Source organism: Microbacterium sp. BWR-S6Y (assembly GCF_041379845.1).
Lineage (GTDB): Bacteria > Actinomycetota > Actinomycetes > Actinomycetales > Microbacteriaceae > Microbacterium > Microbacterium hydrothermale.
In genome coordinates this window covers 225,816-244,090 of the sequence record NZ_JBFECV010000002.1, presented here as the reverse complement: position 1 = coordinate 244,090, position 18,275 = coordinate 225,816, and the positions used below count along the sequence as shown (strand labels likewise).

18 protein-coding genes are annotated in these 18,275 nt (G+C 71.3%); 3 read left to right on the top strand and 15 right to left on the bottom strand.

Going from position 1 to position 18,275, the window contains the following annotated elements:
- Positions 1-33 precede the first annotated feature (33 nt).
- The 8 genes from AB1K56_RS05030 to prmC all read right to left on the bottom strand — a co-directional run bounded on the left by AB1K56_RS05030 (position 34) and on the right by prmC (position 6,091).
- The gene (locus AB1K56_RS05030; protein WP_371204836.1) at positions 34-822 is read right to left on the bottom strand and encodes a F0F1 ATP synthase subunit delta; all 789 of its coding nucleotides are present in this window, start codon (positions 820-822) and stop codon (positions 34-36) included.
- Positions 822-1,379, bottom strand: a complete 558-nt coding sequence (locus tag AB1K56_RS05025; protein ID WP_371204834.1) for a F0F1 ATP synthase subunit B — start codon at positions 1,377-1,379, stop codon at positions 822-824. Before AB1K56_RS05025 ends, AB1K56_RS05030 begins: the two co-directional genes overlap by 1 nt.
- Positions 1,380-1,413: 34 nt before the next feature.
- The gene (atpE, locus tag AB1K56_RS05020) at positions 1,414-1,647 is read right to left on the bottom strand and encodes a F0F1 ATP synthase subunit C (RefSeq protein ID WP_043360904.1); all 234 of its coding nucleotides are present in this window, start codon (positions 1,645-1,647) and stop codon (positions 1,414-1,416) included.
- 44 nt (positions 1,648-1,691) lie between these two features.
- Positions 1,692-2,504, bottom strand: a complete 813-nt coding sequence (gene atpB / locus AB1K56_RS05015) for a F0F1 ATP synthase subunit A (RefSeq protein WP_371205057.1) — start codon at positions 2,502-2,504, stop codon at positions 1,692-1,694.
- A gap of 213 nt (positions 2,505-2,717) precedes the next feature.
- A complete protein-coding gene (locus tag AB1K56_RS05010; protein ID WP_371204833.1) occupies positions 2,718-3,206 on the bottom strand; it encodes a hypothetical protein in 489 nt (162 codons plus the stop codon).
- Positions 3,203-4,378: an MraY family glycosyltransferase gene (locus AB1K56_RS05005; protein WP_136587848.1), complete on the bottom strand. Its 1,176-nt coding sequence runs from the start codon at positions 4,376-4,378 to the stop codon at positions 3,203-3,205. Before AB1K56_RS05005 ends, AB1K56_RS05010 begins: the two co-directional genes overlap by 4 nt.
- A complete protein-coding gene (locus AB1K56_RS05000) occupies positions 4,375-5,130 on the bottom strand; it encodes an L-threonylcarbamoyladenylate synthase (RefSeq protein ID WP_371204832.1) in 756 nt (251 codons plus the stop codon). The genes AB1K56_RS05005 and AB1K56_RS05000 overlap by 4 nt, the downstream gene beginning before the upstream one ends.
- A 58-nt stretch (positions 5,131-5,188) precedes the next feature.
- On the bottom strand, positions 5,189-6,091 hold the full coding sequence (prmC, locus tag AB1K56_RS04995; protein WP_371204831.1) for a peptide chain release factor N(5)-glutamine methyltransferase: 903 nt from the start codon (positions 6,089-6,091) through the stop codon (positions 5,189-5,191).
- 150 nt (positions 6,092-6,241) lie between these two features.
- Here prmC and cysK point away from each other — a divergent pair, with 150 nt between their 5' ends.
- Genes cysK through AB1K56_RS04980 form a run of 3 tightly spaced genes read left to right on the top strand, consistent with a single transcriptional unit; the run spans position 6,242 to position 9,193 of the window.
- Positions 6,242-7,180 carry a cysteine synthase A gene (gene cysK / locus AB1K56_RS04990; protein WP_136587845.1) on the top strand — a complete coding sequence of 313 codons (939 nt, stop codon included), beginning with the start codon at positions 6,242-6,244 and terminating at the stop codon, positions 7,178-7,180.
- 1 nt (position 7,181) lies between these two features.
- Positions 7,182-7,751, top strand: coding sequence for a serine O-acetyltransferase EpsC (epsC, locus tag AB1K56_RS04985; protein WP_371204830.1), 570 nt, complete (start codon positions 7,182-7,184; stop codon positions 7,749-7,751).
- A gap of 41 nt (positions 7,752-7,792) precedes the next feature.
- Entirely contained in the window at positions 7,793-9,193 is a 1,401-nt protein-coding gene (locus AB1K56_RS04980; protein ID WP_371204829.1) for an amidase, read from the top strand.
- Between the two features lie 130 nt (positions 9,194-9,323).
- Here the strand turns inward: AB1K56_RS04980 and AB1K56_RS04975 are convergent, their stop codons facing one another.
- From AB1K56_RS04975 to lysA, 7 genes are all read right to left on the bottom strand, one after another.
- Positions 9,324-9,917, bottom strand: coding sequence for a GrpB family protein (locus AB1K56_RS04975; protein WP_371204828.1), 594 nt, complete (start codon positions 9,915-9,917; stop codon positions 9,324-9,326).
- Positions 9,918-9,926: 9 nt separating this feature from the next.
- The gene (gene prfA, locus AB1K56_RS04970) at positions 9,927-11,003 is read right to left on the bottom strand and encodes a peptide chain release factor 1 (RefSeq protein ID WP_264630376.1); all 1,077 of its coding nucleotides are present in this window, start codon (positions 11,001-11,003) and stop codon (positions 9,927-9,929) included.
- Between the two features lie 30 nt (positions 11,004-11,033).
- Positions 11,034-13,256 (bottom strand): transcription termination factor Rho, encoded by a 2,223-nt coding sequence (rho, locus tag AB1K56_RS04965; protein WP_371204827.1) that lies wholly within the window; start codon positions 13,254-13,256, stop codon positions 11,034-11,036.
- A 152-nt stretch (positions 13,257-13,408) separates the two neighbouring features.
- Positions 13,409-14,341: a homoserine kinase gene (thrB, locus tag AB1K56_RS04960; RefSeq protein WP_371204826.1), complete on the bottom strand. Its 933-nt coding sequence runs from the start codon at positions 14,339-14,341 to the stop codon at positions 13,409-13,411.
- Positions 14,338-15,420: a threonine synthase gene (thrC, locus tag AB1K56_RS04955; protein ID WP_371204825.1), complete on the bottom strand. Its 1,083-nt coding sequence runs from the start codon at positions 15,418-15,420 to the stop codon at positions 14,338-14,340. Before thrC ends, thrB begins: the two co-directional genes overlap by 4 nt.
- Position 15,421: 1 nt before the next feature.
- Positions 15,422-16,744 carry a homoserine dehydrogenase gene (locus tag AB1K56_RS04950; RefSeq protein ID WP_371204824.1) on the bottom strand — a complete coding sequence of 441 codons (1,323 nt, stop codon included), beginning with the start codon at positions 16,742-16,744 and terminating at the stop codon, positions 15,422-15,424.
- Positions 16,741-18,171, bottom strand: coding sequence for a diaminopimelate decarboxylase (gene lysA / locus AB1K56_RS04945; RefSeq protein ID WP_371204823.1), 1,431 nt, complete (start codon positions 18,169-18,171; stop codon positions 16,741-16,743). Before lysA ends, AB1K56_RS04950 begins: the two co-directional genes overlap by 4 nt.
- Between the last annotated feature and the right edge of the window lie 104 nt (positions 18,172-18,275).

The following is an 18,275-nucleotide window of genomic DNA, read 5'->3' as shown; positions in this document are numbered from 1 at the left end:
CCCCAAGATCACGCCCGCTCGGGCGGAAAGTCTTCAGCCGGCGATCCGCTGGCGGAGGTCGGCGAGACGTGCGGACACGCTCGCGTCGATGACGTCGTCGGCCACCTGCACGCGCAGGCCTCCGAGCACGGTCGGGTCGATCACGGTGTTCAGCGTGACAGCTGAGCCGTAACGTGCGCTGAGAGCGTTCTGCAGACGGGTCTGCTGGTCGGCGCTCAGGGGGGCGGCCGCGGAGACCGTGGCGACGATGCGCGAACGCTGGTCGGCGACGATGCGCTCCGCGCGACGGAGCAGGGCACGCACCCGACGGCCTCGTGCGTGCTCGACGAGCGAGGACACGATGAGGGCGGTTCCGGCGCTCGCGCGTCCGTCGAGCAGGGTCGAGACGAGCGTCCCCTTCGCCGATGCGCCGCCCATGCGTCCGCCGAGGGCGAGCTCGAGCTCGCCGTTGGAGGCGACGGTGCGCGAGAACGAGAAGAGTTCCGCCTCGATGTCGCCGGTCTCGGCGACCGAGGTCGCACGGACGGCGAGCTCTTCGAGACCCTCGACGAACTCCGCCGCGCTCGACCAGCGCTGCTGGGCGGCGCTCGTGAGCAGCGACACCGTGGCGGGCCGATACGACGGACCGAACACGGCCGACACGAGGCCCGCGCGGGCCTCGGGCGGGACCGACGAGTCGGACAGCGCGCCGCTCAGCTGCGCCGATCCGCTCACGGCGGCCACGGCAGCGAACAGCTCGCGTGCGACGTCGAGATCGACACCCGACGCGGAGGCCAGGGCCTCCGACGTCGCGGTCCGGGCCTGAGTGGTCGCGCTGCCCATTACTTGGCCGCCTTCTCGGAGGCCTCGAGCTCGGCGAGGAAGCGGTCGACCACGGCGTTGGCGCGCGCGTCGTCCGACAGGGTCTCACCGATCACGTTGCCCGCGAGGTCGACCGCGAGGGTCCCGACCTCGGAGCGGAGCTGCACGAGGGCCGTCTGACGCTCGGCCTCGATCTGCGCGTGAGCGCTCGCGGTGATGCGAGCCGCCTCGGACGCGGCGGTCTCCTTGGCCTCGGCGACGATCTTGCGACCGTCCTGGGTCGCGGACTCGCGGATCTCACCGGCTTCGCGGCGCGCCTCGGCGAGCTGCGCGGTGTACTCCTCGAGGGCGGCCTCGGCCTGGCGCTGAGCCTCGTCGGCCTTGGCGATGTTGCCCTCGATGGCAGCACTGCGCTCGTCGAGCAGCTTCGCCATCCGCGGCAGGGCCACACGCCACACCACGAAGATGATGACGACGAAGCACACCGCCGACCAGATGATGTCGTACACCGCCGGGATCAGCGGGTTCTGCGCCTCTCCCGCGGGCTCCGCGGCGAGTGTGACAAGAGCGTTCAGCATCCTGTCTCCTTACAGTGAGTCGAGAGCGGCCGGATCAGGTGAAGATGAAGCCGGTCGCGATACCGATGAAGGCGAGCGCCTCGGTGAAGGCGATACCGATGAACATCAGGACCTGCAGGCGGCCCGCGAGCTCGGGCTGACGGGCGACGCCCTCGATCGTCTTGCCGACGACGATGCCCACGCCGATGGCGGGGCCGATGGCGGCGAGGCCGTAGCCGATCGTGGCGACGTTACCGGTGACCTGGGCGAGAACCGTAGTTGCGTCCACGGGTTTTTTCCTTTCGTTGGGTGGCTCGGCGTGCGCCGGGCCGCTCAGTGCTCTTCTGCGACCGCGAGCTGGATGTAGACCGCGGTGAGGATCGCGAAGACGTACGCCTGGAGGAAGGCGACGAAGATTTCGAACAGGGTGAAGGCGAAGCCGAAGGCGAGGGAGCCGGCGCCGAGCGCCGTCCACCAGCCGCTGAGCCCGACCACGAAGAACTGGGTGGCCGAGAAGAACAGCACCAGCATGAGGTGGCCGACGACCATGTTCATCAGCAGACGCAGCGTCAGCGTGACGGGGCGGATGATGAAGGTCGAGAGGAACTCGAGCGGGACGATGATGATGTACAGCGGCCACGGCACGCCCGAGGGCAGCAGTGCGTTCTTGAAGAATCCTCCGGGGCTCTTCTTGATGCCGGCGTAGATGAACGTGACGTAGGCGACGATCGCGAGCAGCAGCGGCACGGCGATGACGCTCGTACCGGCGATGTTCAGGAACGGGATGACACCCGTGATGTTCATGAACAGCACCATGAAGAAGATCGTGGTGAGAATCGGCAGGAACCGCTTGCCGTCCTTGCGCCCGAGGATGTCTTCGGCGATGTTCACGCGGACGAAGTCGAGGCCCATCTCGGCGACGCTCTGGAAGCGACCGGGGACGATCTTCATCCGGCGGGTGCCGAGGACGAGGAAGAGGACGAGCGCGAGCGTCGCCAGCATCTGCGTGAGGTTGATGCGGGTGATCGCGAAGATCGTGCCCTCGAACAGGACCGCGTCGGGGAAGAACTCAGAGATGGAGGGCGGGTGGAACTCCGCACCCGCAGACGCGAAGTTCGTGATCAGGGTCGCAGCTTGAGTGGACAGCGCTGGCTCCAGCTTCGGGGCATCGGTGTGAACCGTTGCGACGATGGTCGGTGATGGTACCCGAAGTGCGAACCTGGAGAAGATTTCCCATCGCGGGCGGGTACTTATGCCACCCTATCAAACTCCCGGCGGATCCATGAGTCCGCGAGGGCCGATCGTCTCGTCCGCGGACTAAAGGGCGCGACGAGACGGATGAGTGGGTTATGGCATCCGTCAGGCGCGCAGGTCGCCGGCGTCGGGGTCGGTGGGCAGCGTGATGTCGCTGACGCTCGGGATGCGCATGCGCAGCAGCACCACGACGTCGACGGCGAGAGAGGCGATCACGCTGACCACCAGCGCGACGTAGAAGACGACCGGGTCGACCCAGCCCTGCCCCCGCAGAACGACGATCGCGACGATGAAGAGGATCAGCTTCAGCAGCCACCCGCCCAGGACGATGCCGAAGAAGATGGGCACGTACAGCGGGTCGCCGAACCATCGGTTGGCGACGAGGATGCTCGTCGCCGTGACGGCGAGGAAGATCGCGCTGACGGCGACCCCCGACAGAGCGCTGCCGAGACCCCCCGCTCCCCCGACGGCGAAACCGACCACCGCGCCCACGACGAGCAGCACGGCCGTGACGATCCCGCCCCAGACGAGGGCGGTGCGCAGGACGGGCGTGCTGGAGAGAGGACGACGGGGGGCGGGAGAGACGCTGCTCATGAGGGGGACTCCGGTCGGGTGGGTCGGACGCGACGGGAGAGCCGTCGCAGACGGTGCGATGAGGGAAGGAGGGTCAGGACGGCGCACGCGAGCACCCCGGTGACGCCGAAGGCGATCCCGATGGCGTAGTCGCCGGGCCAGCTCTGCTGGGTGCCGATGTACATCAGCAGGAACGCGAGGCTGACCACCGCCGTCCAGCTGTAGAAGATCAGCACGGCGTCGCGGTCGGAGTGCCCCATGTCGAGCATCCGATGATGCAGGTGCTTGCGGTCGGGCGAGAACGGGGACTTCCCCGCCCACTGCCGCCGGGCGACGGCGAGGCCGAAGTCGAGCAGGGGCAGCAGGACGATGACCACCGGCAGCAGGATCGGGATGAAGGCACCGAGCAGCTGCGAGCGACCGATCTTCTCGGGGTCGAGCACAGCGGGGTCGAGCTGCCCGGTGATCGCCACGGCGGAGCTGGCCATGAGAAGGCCCAGCATGAGGGCGCCCGCGTCACCCATGAACAGCTTGGCGGGGGTCCAGTTCATCGGCAGGAAGCCCAGGCAGGCACCCACCAGGACCGCCGCGATGAACGACGCGAGGTTGAAGTAGGTGCTCGCTCCGGTGTCGCGCACCAGCAGGTAGGAGTAGGCGAAGAAGACGCCGTTGGCGATCAGGCACACCCCCGCGACCAGACCGTTGAGCCCGTCGATGAAGTTCACCGCGTTCATGACGACGACGAGGGCGAAGACGGTCAGCAGGAAGCTCACCCAGCTCGAGCCCACGGTCAGGGCGCCGATGGGCAGGGAGAGGATCTGCAGCTGCCCGAACCAGGCGATGACGCCCGCGGCGACGAACTGCGCCCCGAGCTTGATCATCCAGTCGAGGTCCCAGAGGTCGTCGGCGACGCCGACGAGGACGATGAGCAGCACGGCCCCCAGCAGAGAGAGCACCGGGACCGGATCGGTCCAGAAGATCGAGAAGTAGGGGTTGCGGCTCGACAGCGCGAAGGCGGCGACCACGCCGAGGAACATCGCGACCCCGCCCAGGCGCGGCGTGGGTGTCTTGTGGACGTCCCGGTCACGGATGCCGGGGTAGAGCTTGAACCGCAGCGCGAGCTTCCACACCACCCACGACAGCGCGAGTGTGACCGCCGCCGTGAAGAGGATGGTGAGGAGGTACTGGGTCACGGACCGGGAGCCTCGGCATCCGGGGCTGCGTCGGAGGGCGCGTCGGCCGGATCGGCCGGGGCGGCCGAGGCGTCGCGATCGTCGGCCGGATCGGGCTCGAGCAGGTCGCCGAGCACCTCGCGCAGCCGCTCCCGCGAGATCGCTCCCTCGCGCAGCACGCGCACGACGGGATCGGCTCCCCCGACCAGCAGCGTGGCGTCGACGATCGTCGAGGCGACCCCGGTCTCGCTCACGCCCGCGTCGAGGTAGGCCGCGACGCTGTCGCCGAGCATGTCGCGCGCGGCGTCGATGTCGACGGCGGCGGGCATGCCGGTGAGGTTCGCACTCGACACCGCGAGCGGCCCGGTCTCTTCGAGCAGCTCGAGCGTCATCTTCTGGGCCGGCATGCGCACGGCCACCGTCCCGTGGGTGTCGCCCAGGTCCCACGACAGCGACGGCTGCGCCGGGAGGACGATGGTGAGGCCTCCGGGCCAGAACTCGCGGACGAGGTCCTCGACGGCGGCGGGAATCTCGGCCACCAGCGCGCGGAGCGTGCCGACGCCCGCGACCAGGACCGGCGGAGGCTGCTGACGGCCGCGCCCCTTCGCTTCGAGAAGCCCGGCGACGGCGCGCGCGTTGAACGCGTCGGCGGCGATTCCGTAGACGGTATCGGTGGGGAGCACGACGAGTTCGCCTCGGCCGATCGCCTGACGCGCATGGCGCATTCCAGACAGCAGCTGCGACTCGTCTCGGCAGTCGTAGACGGGTGACATGACGCGCGCCAGTCTAGTCGCGCCGCGCGCGCTGCACGCTCACGCTCGAGCGGTCCGGTCAGGGACGGACGGCGGTCGTGGCGCGATCGCGCGTGGTGAGGTCGGGATGAGTGGATGCCGAGAGCCAGCCGTCCGCCGTGAGGATCTGCCGGATCGCCTCTCCCTGCCACTCGCCGTGCTCGATGACGATCGTCCCGCCGGGGTGCGCGAGGCGCAGCCCCACGCGGCTCAGCCGGCGCACGGCATCCAATCCGTCCACCCCGCCGTAGAGCGCGGCCGGCGGGTCGTAGAGGCGCACCTCGGGATCGCGCGGGATCGCGTCGTCGGGCACGTAGGGAGGGTTGGATGCCACGACCGAGACCGTGCCGTCGAGCTCGGGGAAGGCGTCGGCGAGGTCGATGAAGGCGAGGGTGAGGTTCTCGGCGCCCACGAGGGCGTGGTTCTGCTTCGTCCAGATGAACGCGTCGACGCTGTTCTCCGCGGCGTACACGCGTGCGTGCGGCACCTCGGTCGCCATCGCGAGGGCGATCGCGCCGCTGCCGGTGCCGAGGTCGACAGCGACGGGGGCGTCGGAGGCGACGGCCCGCAGCGCGTCGATCGCGAGCTGCGCGACCATCTCGGTCTCGGGTCGCGGCACGAACACGCCCGGTCCGACGGCCAGCTCGAGGGAGCGGAAGGGGGCGCGTCCGGTCAGGTGCTGCAGGGGCTCGCGCGCGCAGCGGCGGTCCACGAGCGGAGCCAGGGCGACGGATGCCGCCTCGGGCAGGCGATCCCCGCGGATCGCGGCGGCCTGCACGCCTCCGCGCGAGGAGTCGAGCACGTGCGCGAGGAGGAGTTCGGCATCCACCTGGGGGTCGGTGACGCCGGCGGCGCGGAGACGCTCCGTGGTGTCGCGGAGGACGTCGGAGACCCGCTCGGGGGCGGGGACCGGGGGGCGGGGAGGCGAGGCGGGCTCAGACATGACGGGCACCCAGCCTATCCGCGGCACGGCTCCGGCTTGCGCGGGCTCGGGACGGGTGCGCCCCGCCGCGTCAAGCAGCGTCACACGAGCCGCCGTGTCGGAGGGCTCGCCTAAAATGATCGCGTCCCGACCGACGGCGAAAGGCGAGCCATGCCCGGCATCCACTCCGACATCACCTCTGCATTCGGCGACACGCCGCTCGTGCGGCTGAACCGCGTGGCCGAGGGCGCCGGGGGGCAGATCCTCGCGAAGCTCGAGTTCTACAACCCGGCCTCGAGCGTGAAGGACCGCCTCGGCATCGCAATCGTCGACGCCGCCGAAGCCTCGGGCGAGCTCAAGCCCGGCGGCACCCTCGTCGAGTCGACGAGCGGTAACACGGGCATCGCGCTGGCGATGGTCGGCGCGGCGCGCGGCTACAAGGTCATCCTGACGATGCCGGCCTCGATGTCGAAGGAGCGCCGCATCCTGCTCAAGGCCTTCGGCGCCGAACTCGTGCTGACCGATCCCACCAAGGGCATGTCGCACGCCGTCGACGAGGCCAAGCGCATCGTCGCCGAGACGCCGGGCGCCGTCTGGGCCCGCCAGTTCGAGAACGAGGCCAACCCGGCGATCCACCGCAAGACGACGGCCGAAGAGATCCTGCGCGACACCGAGGGCAAGGTCGACTACTTCGTCGCCGGCATCGGCACCGGCGGCACCATCACCGGCGTCGGTCAGGTGCTCAAGGAGCGCAACCCCGACGTCAAGATCGTTGCCGTCGAGCCCGCGGACTCCCCCGTGCTGACCAAGGGACACCCGGGACCCCACAAGATCCAGGGCATCGGACCCAACTTCGTGCCGGCGATCCTCGACCGCGACATCATCGACGAGGTCATCGACGTCGAGTTCGACGACGCCATCCGCCTCGCCCGCGAGACGGCCGCGAAAGACGGCATCCTGGTCGGCATGTCGTCGGGTGCCGCCATCTGGGCGGCCCTCGAGGTCGCTCGTCGCCCCGAGGCCGCGGGCAAGAACATCGTCGTGATCATCCCGTCCTACGGCGAGCGGTACCTCTCGACGGCGCTCTACGAGCACCTGCGCGAAGACTGACGTGGGAGTGCTCTCCCGCATCCGAGAAGACATCTCCTCCGCCAAGCTCCGCGATCCCGCGGCGCGCGGCGGGATCGAGATCGCGCTGCTGTACCCGGGGCTGCACGCCGTGTGGGCGTACCGCGTCGCCCACCGCCTGTGGCGACGGGGGCTGCGCTTCCCCGCGCGCGCCCTGTCGCAGGTGACCCGCTGGCTCACCGGCATCGAGATCCACCCCGGCGCGACGATCGGTCGGCGGTTCTTCATCGACCACGGCATGGGCGTCGTCGTCGGCGAGACCGCGGAGGTCGGCGACGACGTCATGCTGTATCACGGCGTGACCCTGGGCGGTCGGCAGCGCGAGGGCGGGAAGCGGCACCCCACGCTGCACGACGGCGTCGCGGTGGGCGCGGGGGCGAAGATCCTCGGGCCGATCACCCTCGGTGCCCGCTCGGTCGTGGGGGCGAACGCCGTCGTCACGCGCGACGCCCCGGCCGACAGCGTGCTCGTGGGCGTCCCGGCCAAGGCGCGCACGCGCCGCAACGGCGAAGACACGCGTGCGCTGCTCACGACGCCGGAGTACTGGATCTGACCGCCGGGCGGCCCGGCGAAGCACGGACGTAGGCTCGGTTCATGACCCGCCTGCACGACCTGTCCCTGACCGCCCAGGTACGGGGGCTGCGCGACGGTGACCTCTCCCCCGTCGATGTGGTCGGGCACTACCTCGACCGCATCGAGCGCCTCGACGACCTCGGCGCGTTCGCGGAGGTGACAGCGGATGCCGCGGTCCGTCGCGCCGCGGGGCTCGAGCGGCCGGCGCGGGGGTCGCTGTGGGGCGTTCCGCTCGCCGACAAGGATCTCGTCGCGCGGGCCGGCGTGCCGACGCGCTACGGGTCGAGATCGCGGGAGGACCACGTCCCGGCGGCATCCGATCCGCTGGCGATCGCGCTCGACGCCGCCGGCGCGGTCAACGTGGGCAAGACGAGCACGTCGGAGTTCGGGCTCACCGGGTTCACCGAGCCGCTCATCCACGCCCCGGCGCGCGATCCGTGGCGACCGTCGGCGGGCGCGGGCGGATCCAGCGGCGGCGCGGCGGTCGCGGTGGCGGCGGGTCTGCTCCCCGCGGCCGTCGGGTCGGACGGCGGCGGGTCGATCCGCATCCCCTCGGCCACCGTGGGAGTCGTCGGGCTCAAGCCCTCGCGGGGTCGGCTGCCGATCGGTTCGGGGTTGGACTCCCCCGACCAGTTGTCGGTGACCGGGCCGATCGCCCGGACCGTGGAAGACGCCGGCCTGCTGCTCGACGCCCTCGTCTCCCTTGCGCCCTTCCCCTATGCCACGGGCGCACCCGGGGCGGGCCCGTTCGCCGACGCCGCCCGACGCGATCCCGGTCCCCTGCGCCTGGGTGTCACCACGGTGTCGCCCTGGGACGACAGCGAAGACATCGTCCTGGATGCCGCCGCCCGCGACGCGTTCGCGACGGCGGCGGCCTGGTTCGCGGATGCCGGACACGACGTGACGGATGCCGATTGGCATCCGGTCGGCTACCCCGATCTCTTCCACATCCTCTGGCGCGCGAGCGCGGCGCGCATCCCCCTCGACGAGGCGGACGCCGCCCTCGTGGAGCCGCTGACGGCGTGGTTGGTCGAGGAAGGGCGCCGCCTGTCGGCGGTCGAGCTGCTCGGGGGCCTCGCCGCTGCTCGCGCCTTCGAGAGGCGGACCGTGGCGGACTTCGCGCGCTTCGATGCCGTCCTGACGCCCGCTCTCGCGCAGCCGCCGCAGCCCGTCGGCGCCTACGCGGGTCACAGCCCCGAGCGCACCTTCGCGATGCAGGTCGAGTACGCGCCGTACTCGAGCTTCGTCAACGTCGCGGGTCTGCCCGCCCTCACGCTGCCGGTGACCGCCGACCCCTCCGGCCACCCCGTGTCGGTTCAGCTGGTCGGTCGGCCCGGCGGCGAAGCCGTGCTGCTCTCGCTCGCCGCGCAGCTCGAGCGCCGCCGCGGCCCGCTCCCCCACCCGCCCGTGTGGGACGCCTGACCGCTCGCAGCGACACGACACAGGACATTCCGCCGGAGAACGGCCTGCGAGCGCTGTCCACGGTCCCGAGGATCGGCCGATCCTGCGTTGTGGCCCCGGCCCTCGTGACTCGACGTCGAGCGACGGCCCGTCAGGGAAGCAGGCCGGCCGCGGCGAACGCGCGCGCGTAGATCTCGCGGACGACGCGCTCCTTGCGGGCGTTGTAGGCGCTCATCAGGCCGTGGGCAGCGACGGCGCGCTTCGTCTCGGCGTAGAGCTCGCGGTCGCCCGCATCCGCGCGCAGCCAGTCCCGGAAGATCCGGTGCCGCGCCGCTTCGGGGCTGTCCGGGGGCCAGACGTGCAGGTTCGCGGCGGGCGCGGTGCGCACGAGGCAGCGGTGCCCGAGCCACCAGGGCTCCCGCACGCGCAGCACGAAGCCGAGGTTCTCCAGCGCGGGAACGTACGCGGCCTCGTCGTCCGTGTCGCCGACGGTGACGTCGATGTCGATCACCGGTTTGGCGGCGAGACCGGGCACCGACGTCGAACCGACGTGCTCGATCGAGAGGGCGCGTTCGCCGAGGGCCCCGCGGATCTGCGCGCGGAGCGTGTCGAAGACCTCGGGCCACGCGGCATCCGGATCCACGACCTCGATACGCCGAGGCTGCTCCGCCGCACCGACCCAGGGAGACATCCCGGGCGGCGGGGGCGTGTCGTCGAACGCGACGATCTCGGCGGCGGTGGGCATCATCCGATCCTAGGAGTCGGCGAGAGCGGCGAGCCGCGCCTCCTCGTCAGCGGCGATCGCCGACTCGATGATCGGGCCGAGGGCGCCGTCCATCACCTGGTCGAGGTTGTACGCCTTGTAGCCGGTGCGGTGATCGGCGATGCGGTTCTCGGGGAAGTTGTAGGTGCGGATGCGCTCCGATCGGTCCATGCCGCGGATCTGCGAGCGGCGCGCGTCGGCGGCGACGGCGTCGCGCTCCTCCTGCTGCTTCGCGAGCAGGCGGGCGCGCAGCACGCGCATCCCGGCCTCGCGGTTCTGCAGCTGCGACTTCTCGTTCTGCATCGACACGACGATGCCCGTGGGCACGTGGGTGATGCGCACGGCCGAGTCGGTCGTGTTGACCGACTGCCCGCCGGGACCCGACGAACGGAAGACGTCGATCTTGAGGTCGTTGGGGTCGATCGCGACCTCTTCGGGCTCGTCGACCTCCGGGAACACGAGCACGCCCGTCGTGGAGGTGTGGATGCGCCCCTGCGATTCGGTCGCCGGCACGCGCTGCACGCGGTGCACGCCGCCCTCGTACTTCAGGTGCGCCCAGACGCCCTGCGCCGGGTCGCTCGACGATCCCTTGATCGCGACCTGCACGTCCTTGTAGCCGCCGAGGTCGCTCTCGGTGCGCTCGAGCAGCTCGGTCTTCCACCCCATGGACGCCGCGTACTGGAGGTACATGCGCAGCAGGTCGGCCGCGAACAGCGCGCTCTCGGCGCCACCCTCGCCGCCCTTGATCTCCATGATCACGTCGCGGGCGTCGTCGGGGTCGCGCGGGATGAGCAGGCGCCGCAGACGCTCCTGCGTCTCGTCCACCCGTTCTTCCAGCGCCGGGACCTCGTCGGCGAAGGCCTCGTCTTCGCGCGCGAGCTCGCGCGCGGCATCCAGATCGTCGGATGCCGCGCGCCAGGCCTCGTAGGCGTGCACGATGCGGCTCAGCTCGGCGTAGCGCCGGTTCACCCGCTTGGCACGCGCCGCGTCGGCGTGCACCGCGGGATCGTTCAGCTCGAGTTCGACGGCCGCGTGCTCATCGAGGAGCCCGCGGACCGACTCGAACATCGCCGGGACCGACATCGCGAGCGCCGCCGATCAGCGGATGCTGTTGTCGTCACCGCCGCGCGCGGGCGCCGGGATCGACTTCTGCATCTGCACGAGGAACTCGACGTTGGACTGCGTCTCCTTGAGCTTGCCGAGCACGACCTCGAGGGCCTGCTGGGGCTCGAGACCGGCGAGGGCGCGACGCAGCTTCCAGGTGATCTTGACCTCGTCGGGAGAGAGCAGCATCTCTTCGCGGCGCGTGCTGGAGGCGTTGACGTCGACGGCCGGGAAGATGCGCTTGTCGGCGAGCTGACGGTTCAGGCGCAGTTCGCTGTTGCCGGTGCCCTTGAACTCCTCGAAGATCACGTCGTCCATCTTGGACCCGGTCTCGACCAGCGCGGTGGCGAGGATCGTGAGCGAACCACCGTTCTCGATGTTGCGCGCGGCACCGAAGAAGCGCTTGGGCGGGTACAGCGCCGAGGCGTCGACGCCGCCGCTCAGGACGCGACCCGAGGTGGGGGCGGCGAGGTTGTAGGCGCGGCCGAGGCGGGTGATGGAGTCCAGCAGCACGACGACGTCGCGACCGAGCTCCACGAGGCGCTTCGCGCGCTCGATGGCGAGCTCGGCGACCGTGGTGTGGTCTTCGGCGGGACGGTCGAAGGTCGAGGCGATGACCTCACCGCGCACGGTGCGCTGCATGTCGGTGACCTCTTCGGGGCGCTCGTCGACGAGCACGACCATGAGGTGGACCTCGGGGTTGTTCGTCGCGATCGCGTTGGCGATCTGCTGCAGCACGATCGTCTTGCCGGCCTTCGGGGGCGCGACGATCAGGCCGCGCTGGCCCTTGCCGACCGGGGCGACCAGGTCGATGATGCGCTGCGTGAGCTTCTCGGGACCGGTCTCCAGGCGCAGGCGCTCCTGGGGGTACAGCGGGGTGAGGTTGTTGAACTCGACGCGGGCGGCCGCGTCGTCGACCGACAGACCGTTGATCGAGTCGACCTGCACGAGCGCGTTGTACTTCTGGCGACCCTGCTGCTCGCCCTCGCGGGGCTGCTTGATCGCACCGACGACGGCGTCGCCCTTGCGCAGGTTGTACTTCTTCACCTGACCGAGCGAGACGTAAACGTCGCTCGGGCCGGGGAGGTAGCCGGTGGTGCGGACGAAGGCGTAGTTGTCGAGCACGTCGAGCACACCGGCGATCGGGACGAGCACGTCGTCCTCGCCGATCTCGGTCTCGAACTCGTCACCCGTGGTGTTCGGGCCGCGGCGCTTGTTGCGCTGACGGTTGCGGCTGTTCGACGCGCCCTGCTGCTGCTGCGCCTGCGAGCCGTTCTGCGAGGCGTCGCGCTGGTTCCCCGACGGCGCCGCCGAGCTGTTCGCGGCCTGCGGCGCGCTCTGCTGCTCGGTCTCGTCGGCGGCGGGCTGCGCGTCGTTCTTCTCGGCGGTCTCGCCCTTGTTGCGGTTGCGGTTGCGCGAGCGGCTGCGTCCGCGGCCGCGGGCGGGCGTCTCGTCGGCCTGCTCGACGGCGTCGGCCTCGGGGGCCTCGGATGCCGCCGACTCCGCCGGAGCGGAATCCCCGGCGGCGGTGGTCTCGGCAGCGGTGGTCTCGGTCGCGGTCTCGGTCGCGGTCGCCTCGTCGGGCGACGCGTCGGCGGCGGTGGCCGGGGCCTCGACGGCGGAATCCCCGGCGACGTCGGCCGCGGGGGTGGTCGGCTCCTCGGCGGCGGCGTCGGCCTTGTCCGCGTCGGCCTCGGTGGCGGCGGCCTCGGCAGCGGCGGCCTCGGCCGCGGCCTTCTCCTTCGCGGAGGCGGTGGTCGCACGGCGCGGGGCGCGCTTGCGCGGCGCGCGGGCCGGCTTCTCGGCGGGCGCGGGCTCTTCGGCGGCGGCAGGCTCTTCGGCGGCGGCAGGCTCCTCGGCGGGCGCCTCGTCAGCGACCGCCGGCGCCTCGGCGGCAGGCTCCTCGACGGGCGCCTCTTCCGCGGCGGGTGCCTCGGCGGCAGGCTCCTCGACGGGGGCCTCCTCCGCCGGCGCGCTCGCGGCGAGGGCGTCGTCGGTGAACAGCGCCTCGGGCTCGGCCGTGGCGCCCGCGTCGGCGTCAGCCTCAGCCTCCGTGTCGGCCGGGGCCGCGGCATCCGGGGCTTCCGTGCCCTCGGTCTGCTCCGCCTCGGCGGTGGCGGTGTCGTTGTCGGTCGCCTCGTCGGCAGCGACGGGCTGCTCGATGTTCTCGGCGCCCTCGGGCGCGTCGACGGGCTGGGTCTCGGAGATGGACTCCACGAGTGCTCCTCAGAAATGAAACGTGATCAGATCGCGCTTCGCCATGCAGAACGCAGACGAAGAGACACCAGCGGTTCGGAAGACTGCAGCCGATACCGGGTTCGCGATGTGTTGCGGATTTCGCAGGTGTGCAGAGGCTCAGATTCGCGAGATTACGCGGAACCCTCTGCGTTTTTCACTGTACCACCCTTGACGTCGACGGCGAGCATGAGCGCCTGCCACGGGGTGTCGACGACGGATGCCATAAGATCCGCCGCCGCGAGTCGCTGCCCGGGCCCGTCGGCGAGCACGAGCACGCTCGGTCCCGCACCCGAGACGACGGCGGCGTACCCCTCCGCTCGGAGCGCCCGGACGAGCCGGTCGGTCTCGGGCATGGCCTGCGCGCGGTAGTTCTGGTGCAGCTTGTCTTCCGTCGCCGCCATCAGCAGCTCGGGGCTCTGCGTCATCGCCGCGATGAGCAGCGCCGAGCGCGAGACGTTGAACACCGCGTCCTCGCGCGGCACCTGCAGGGGCTGCAGGCTCCGCGCCACGGCCGTCGACATCGTGAAGCTCGGCACGAAGACGAGGGGCGAGACACCGCGGTGCACGATGAGCTGCTTGTGCTGGGGGCCCTCGGCATCCATCCACGCGATGGTCAGACCGCCGAACAGGCCGGGCGCGACGTTGTCGGGGTGCCCCTCCATCTCGGTGGCCAGGCGCAGCAGGTCGACGTCGCTGAAGGCGACCTCTCCCTCGAGCAGTCCCTTCGCGGCCAGGATGCCGGCGACCACCGCCGCCCCCGAGGAGCCCATGCCGCGGCCGTGCGGGATGACGTTGTGCGCCGTCAGCCGCAATCCGGGCAGGGTGCGACCGACCGAGGCGTAGGTGTGCGCCATCGCGCGCACCACGAGGTGCGAGGCGTCGCGGGGGACGTCGGCCGTCCCCTCGCCCTCGACCTCGATCTCGAGGCGGTCGCCGTCGAGCTGCTCGACGACCAGTTCGTCGTAGACGCTGAGGGCGAGGCCCAGGGTGTCGAAGCCGGGGCCGAGGTTCGCGCTCGTCGCGGGAACGCGGACCGCGACCCGGCGTCCGGGGCCTGAGCTCACGCGGTCACCGGCTGCAGGTCGAGCACGGAGGCGACCTCCGAGGTGGTCGCGTCGACGACGGTGGGCTCGACGGTCGACCCGTCGGCGCGACGCAGGGCCCACTGCGGGTCCTTGAGTCCGTGGCCGGTGACGGTCAGCACGACCTTCGCGCCCGCGGGGACGACGCCGGCCTCGGCGCGGCTGAGCAGACCCGCGACACTGATGGCCGAGGCGGGCTCGACGAAGACGCCGACCTCTCCCGCGAGGATCTTCTGGGCCTCGAGGATGCCGTCGTCGTCGATCGCGCCGAACCAGCCGTCGGTGGCGTCGCGCGCCTCGAGCGCGAGATCCCACGAGGCGGGGTTGCCGATGCGGATCGCGCTGGCGATCGTCTCGGGGTTCTTCACGACCTCGCCGCGCACCAGCGGCGCGGACCCGGCCGCCTGCAGGCCGAACATGCGGGGCACCTTCGTCGCGACGCCGCGGGCGGCCTCTTCGCGGTATCCGCGCGAGTAGGCGGTGTAGTTGCCCGCGTTGCCGACCGGGATGAAGTGGAAGTCGGGGGCGTCGCCGAGCTGAGCGACGACCTCGTAGGCGGCCGTCTTCTGCCCCTCGATGCGGTCGGGGTTGACCGAGTTGACCAGGTGGACCGGGTAGTGGTCGGCGAGCTCGCGGGCGATCTCGAGGCAGTCGTCGAAGTTGCCGCGGATCTGGATGAGGCGACCGTTGTGCGCCACGGCCTGGCTGAGCTTGCCCATCGCGATCTTGCCCTCGGGCACGAGCACCGCGGCGGTGATGCCGGCGTGTGCGGCGTAGGCCGCAGCCGACGCCGAGGTGTTGCCGGTGGAGGCGCAGATGACCGCCTTGGCACCGTGCTCGACGGCGCGCGAGAGCGCGACGGTCATTCCGCGGTCCTTGAAGGATCCGGTGGGGTTCATGCCCTCGAACTTGACCCAGACCTCGGCGCCCGTGCGCTGGGACAGCGCCGGAGCCGGGATCAGCGGCGTGCCGCCCTCGCCCAGGGTGACGACGGTGGAGGCGTCGGTGACACCGAGACGGTCGGCGTATTCGCGGAGGACTCCGCGCCAGAGGTGTGCCATGTCAGTTCCCTTCCACACGCAGCACGGAGACCACGCGCTCGACGACGCCGCTCGCGGCGAGACGCTCGACGGTCTCGCTCAGGTCCTGCTCGCGGGCCTTGTGTGTTCCGATGACCAGACGGGCGGAACCGCCGGTCTGGGTGTTCTCGTCCGCCTCGATGACGGTCTGCTCGACGGTCGCGATCGACACGCGACCCTCGCTCAGGATGCCGGCGACGGTCGCCAGCACGCCGGGCTGGTCGTCGACCTCGAGGGTGATCTGGTAGCGCGTGATGACGTGCCCGATGGGCACGGCGGGAAGGTTCGCGCGCGTGGACTCGCCCACGCCCACTCCCCCGGCGATGTGGCGGCGCGCGGCCGACACGACGTCGCCGAGCACGGCCGAGGCGGTCTGCACGCCGCCGGCGCCGGCGCCGTAGAACATCAGGTCGCCCGCGGCCTCGGCCTGCACGAAGACGGCGTTGTTGGCCCCGTGCACGCTCGCGAGCGGGTGCGTGCGCTCGACGAGGGCGGGGTACACGCGCACCGAGATGGACTCCGAGCCGTCGTCCGCCGTGAGGCGCTCGCACACGGCGAGCAGCTTGATGACGTACCCGGCGTGGCGCGCGGATTCGATCATCGCGGCGTCGACCGAGGTGATGCCCTCGCGGTGCACGGCGTCCAGGGGCACCGTGGTGTGGAAGGCGAGGCTCGCGAGGATCGCGGCCTTCTGCGCGGCGTCGAAGCCCTCGACGTCGGCGGTGGGGTCGGCCTCGGCGTAGCCGAGCGCCTGCGCCTGCGCGAGCACGTCGGCGAAGTCGGCGCCCTCGGTGTCCATGCGGTCGAGGATGTAGTTCGTCGTGCCGTTGACGATGCCCATGATGCGCACGACGCGATCGCCGGCGAGGGAGTCGCGCAGCGGCCGGATGATCGGGATGGCCCCGGCGGCGGCGGCTTCGTAGTAGACCTCGGCTCCGACCTGGTCGGCCGCCTCGAACACCTCGGAGCCGTGGGTCGCGAGCAGGGCCTTGTTGGCGGTGACGACGTCGGCGCCCGAGGCGATCGCGTGCAGCACCTGGGTGCGGGCGGGCTCGATACCGCCCATCAGCTCGATGACGATGTCGCTGCCGACGATGAGCGTCTCGGCATCGGTCGTGAACAGCTCGCGCGGAAGGTCGGCGTCGCGCTTGCCGTCGAGGTTGCGCACGGCGATGCCGGCGAGTTCGAGCTTCGCGCCCGCGCGGTCGGCGAGCTCGTCGCCGTGCTTGAGCAGCAGGTCGGCGACCTGCGAGCCGACGGCGCCGGCGCCGAGGAGCGCCACGCGGAGCGTGCGGTAGTCGGTCATTCGGTGTCTCCGTGGGGTGTTGCGGTGGAAGCGGATGCCGAGAACCCGGCGTCGCGCGCGAGCAGATCGGCCACGGTCTCGCCGCGGACGATCACCCGGGCCTCGCCCCCGCGCACGGCGACGACGGGCGGGCGGGGCGTGTAGTTGTAGTTGCTCGCGAGCGAGAAGCAGTACGCGCCGGTGGCGGGGACGGCGAGCAGGTCGCCGGGCGTGACGTCGCCGGGGAGATATTCGGCATCCACGACGATGTCTCCCGATTCGCAGTGGTGACCGACCACGCGCGAGAGCGCCGGCGTCGCGGAGCTCGCGCGCGAGACGACGCGCGCCGAGAAGTCGGCGCCGTACAGGGCGGGGCGGGCGTTGTCGCTCATGCCGCCGTCGACGCTGACGTAGGTGCGCTCGAGTCCCTCCGCCGCGGTGACGGTCTTGACCGTGCCCACCTCGTAGAGGGTCACGCCGGCCTGGCCGACGATCACGCGGCCGGGTTCGGTGGCAACGTCGGGCATCGGGATGCCGCGCACCGCGCACTCGTCGGCGATGGCGTCCAGGATGCCGTCGGCGATCTCTTCGATCGGCTTCGGGTCGTCGACCGAGGTGTACGAGATGCCGAAGCCACCGCCGACGTTGAGCAGGGGGATCTCTCCCCCGGCGAGCAGGTCGGCGTGGAGGTCGACGAGACGCGCCGCCGACTCGCGGAAGCCCGACGAGTCGAAGATCTGCGAGCCGATGTGGGCGTGCAACCCGACGAAGCGCAGGCTCGGCAGCTCGCGGATGCGCGCGACGGCCTCGGCCGCCCCCTCGAGCGAGAAGCCGAACTTCTGGTCCTCGTGGGCCGTGGCGAGGAAGGCGTGGGTCTCGGCGTGCACCCCGGTGCGCACGCGCACGAGCACCGACTGCACCGCCCCGCGCCGCTCGGCGACCGCGGCGAGGCGCTCGATCTCGATGGGGCTGTCGACGACGACCGAGCCGATCCCGACCTCGACCGCCCGCTCGAGCTCGCGCACGCTCTTGTTGTTCCCGTGGAAGCCGAGTCGCGCGGGCTCCGCTCCCCCGGCCAGGGCGACCTCGAGTTCGCCGAGCGTGCAGACGTCGACCGAGAGCCCCTCGTCGACGACCCAGCGGACGACCTCGGTCGACAGGAACGCCTTGCCCGCGTAGTAGACGCGAGCCCGGATGCCGTGCCGCTCGGCCGCACCGTCGAAGGCCGCGCGAGCGCGGCGGGCGTGCGCGCGCACCTCGTCCTCGTCCACGACGTAGAGCGGAGTGCCGAACCGGTCGCGCAGGTCGAAGACCGACACCCCGCCGATCTCGACGGAACCGTCGTCGACACGGTGCGCGCTGGCGGGCCAGACGGGGGCGACGAGCTCGTTCGCTTCGGCCGGGGCGGTGAGCCACTCGGGCACGAGCGCGGAGTGCGAGGCGGACACGGAGGAACCTATCGGGTTTGGCGGCGACGCGACGGCCGCGGATCACGGCTCCCACCCCCGCGGAGAGTCACGCGGCGGGCAGTCCGATCAGTCTAGAGCACGGC

Bases quoted from the DNA above. Each gene is read 5' to 3' on its own strand.
- thrC (WP_371204825.1), bottom strand. From the start codon at position 15,420: ATGGCACACCTCTGGCGCGGAGTCCTCCGCGAATACGCCGACCGTCTC.
- AB1K56_RS04975 (WP_371204828.1), bottom strand. From the start codon at position 9,917: ATGCCCACCGCCGCCGAGATCGTCGCGTTCGACGACACGCCCCCGCCG.
- AB1K56_RS05010 (WP_371204833.1), bottom strand. From the start codon at position 3,206: ATGAGCAGCGTCTCTCCCGCCCCCCGTCGTCCTCTCTCCAGCACGCCC.
- AB1K56_RS05030 (WP_371204836.1), bottom strand. From the start codon at position 822: ATGGGCAGCGCGACCACTCAGGCCCGGACCGCGACGTCGGAGGCCCTG.
- prfA (WP_264630376.1), bottom strand. From the start codon at position 11,003: ATGTTCGAGTCGGTCCGCGGGCTCCTCGATGAGCACGCGGCCGTCGAA.
- AB1K56_RS04950 (WP_371204824.1), bottom strand. From the start codon at position 16,744: ATGACCGACTACCGCACGCTCCGCGTGGCGCTCCTCGGCGCCGGCGCC.
- prmC (WP_371204831.1), bottom strand. From the start codon at position 6,091: ATGTCTGAGCCCGCCTCGCCTCCCCGCCCCCCGGTCCCCGCCCCCGAG.
- AB1K56_RS04980 (WP_371204829.1), top strand. From the start codon at position 7,793: ATGACCCGCCTGCACGACCTGTCCCTGACCGCCCAGGTACGGGGGCTG.
- cysK (WP_136587845.1), top strand. From the start codon at position 6,242: ATGCCCGGCATCCACTCCGACATCACCTCTGCATTCGGCGACACGCCG.
- AB1K56_RS05000 (WP_371204832.1), bottom strand. From the start codon at position 5,130: ATGTCACCCGTCTACGACTGCCGAGACGAGTCGCAGCTGCTGTCTGGA.
- AB1K56_RS05025 (WP_371204834.1), bottom strand. From the start codon at position 1,379: ATGCTGAACGCTCTTGTCACACTCGCCGCGGAGCCCGCGGGAGAGGCG.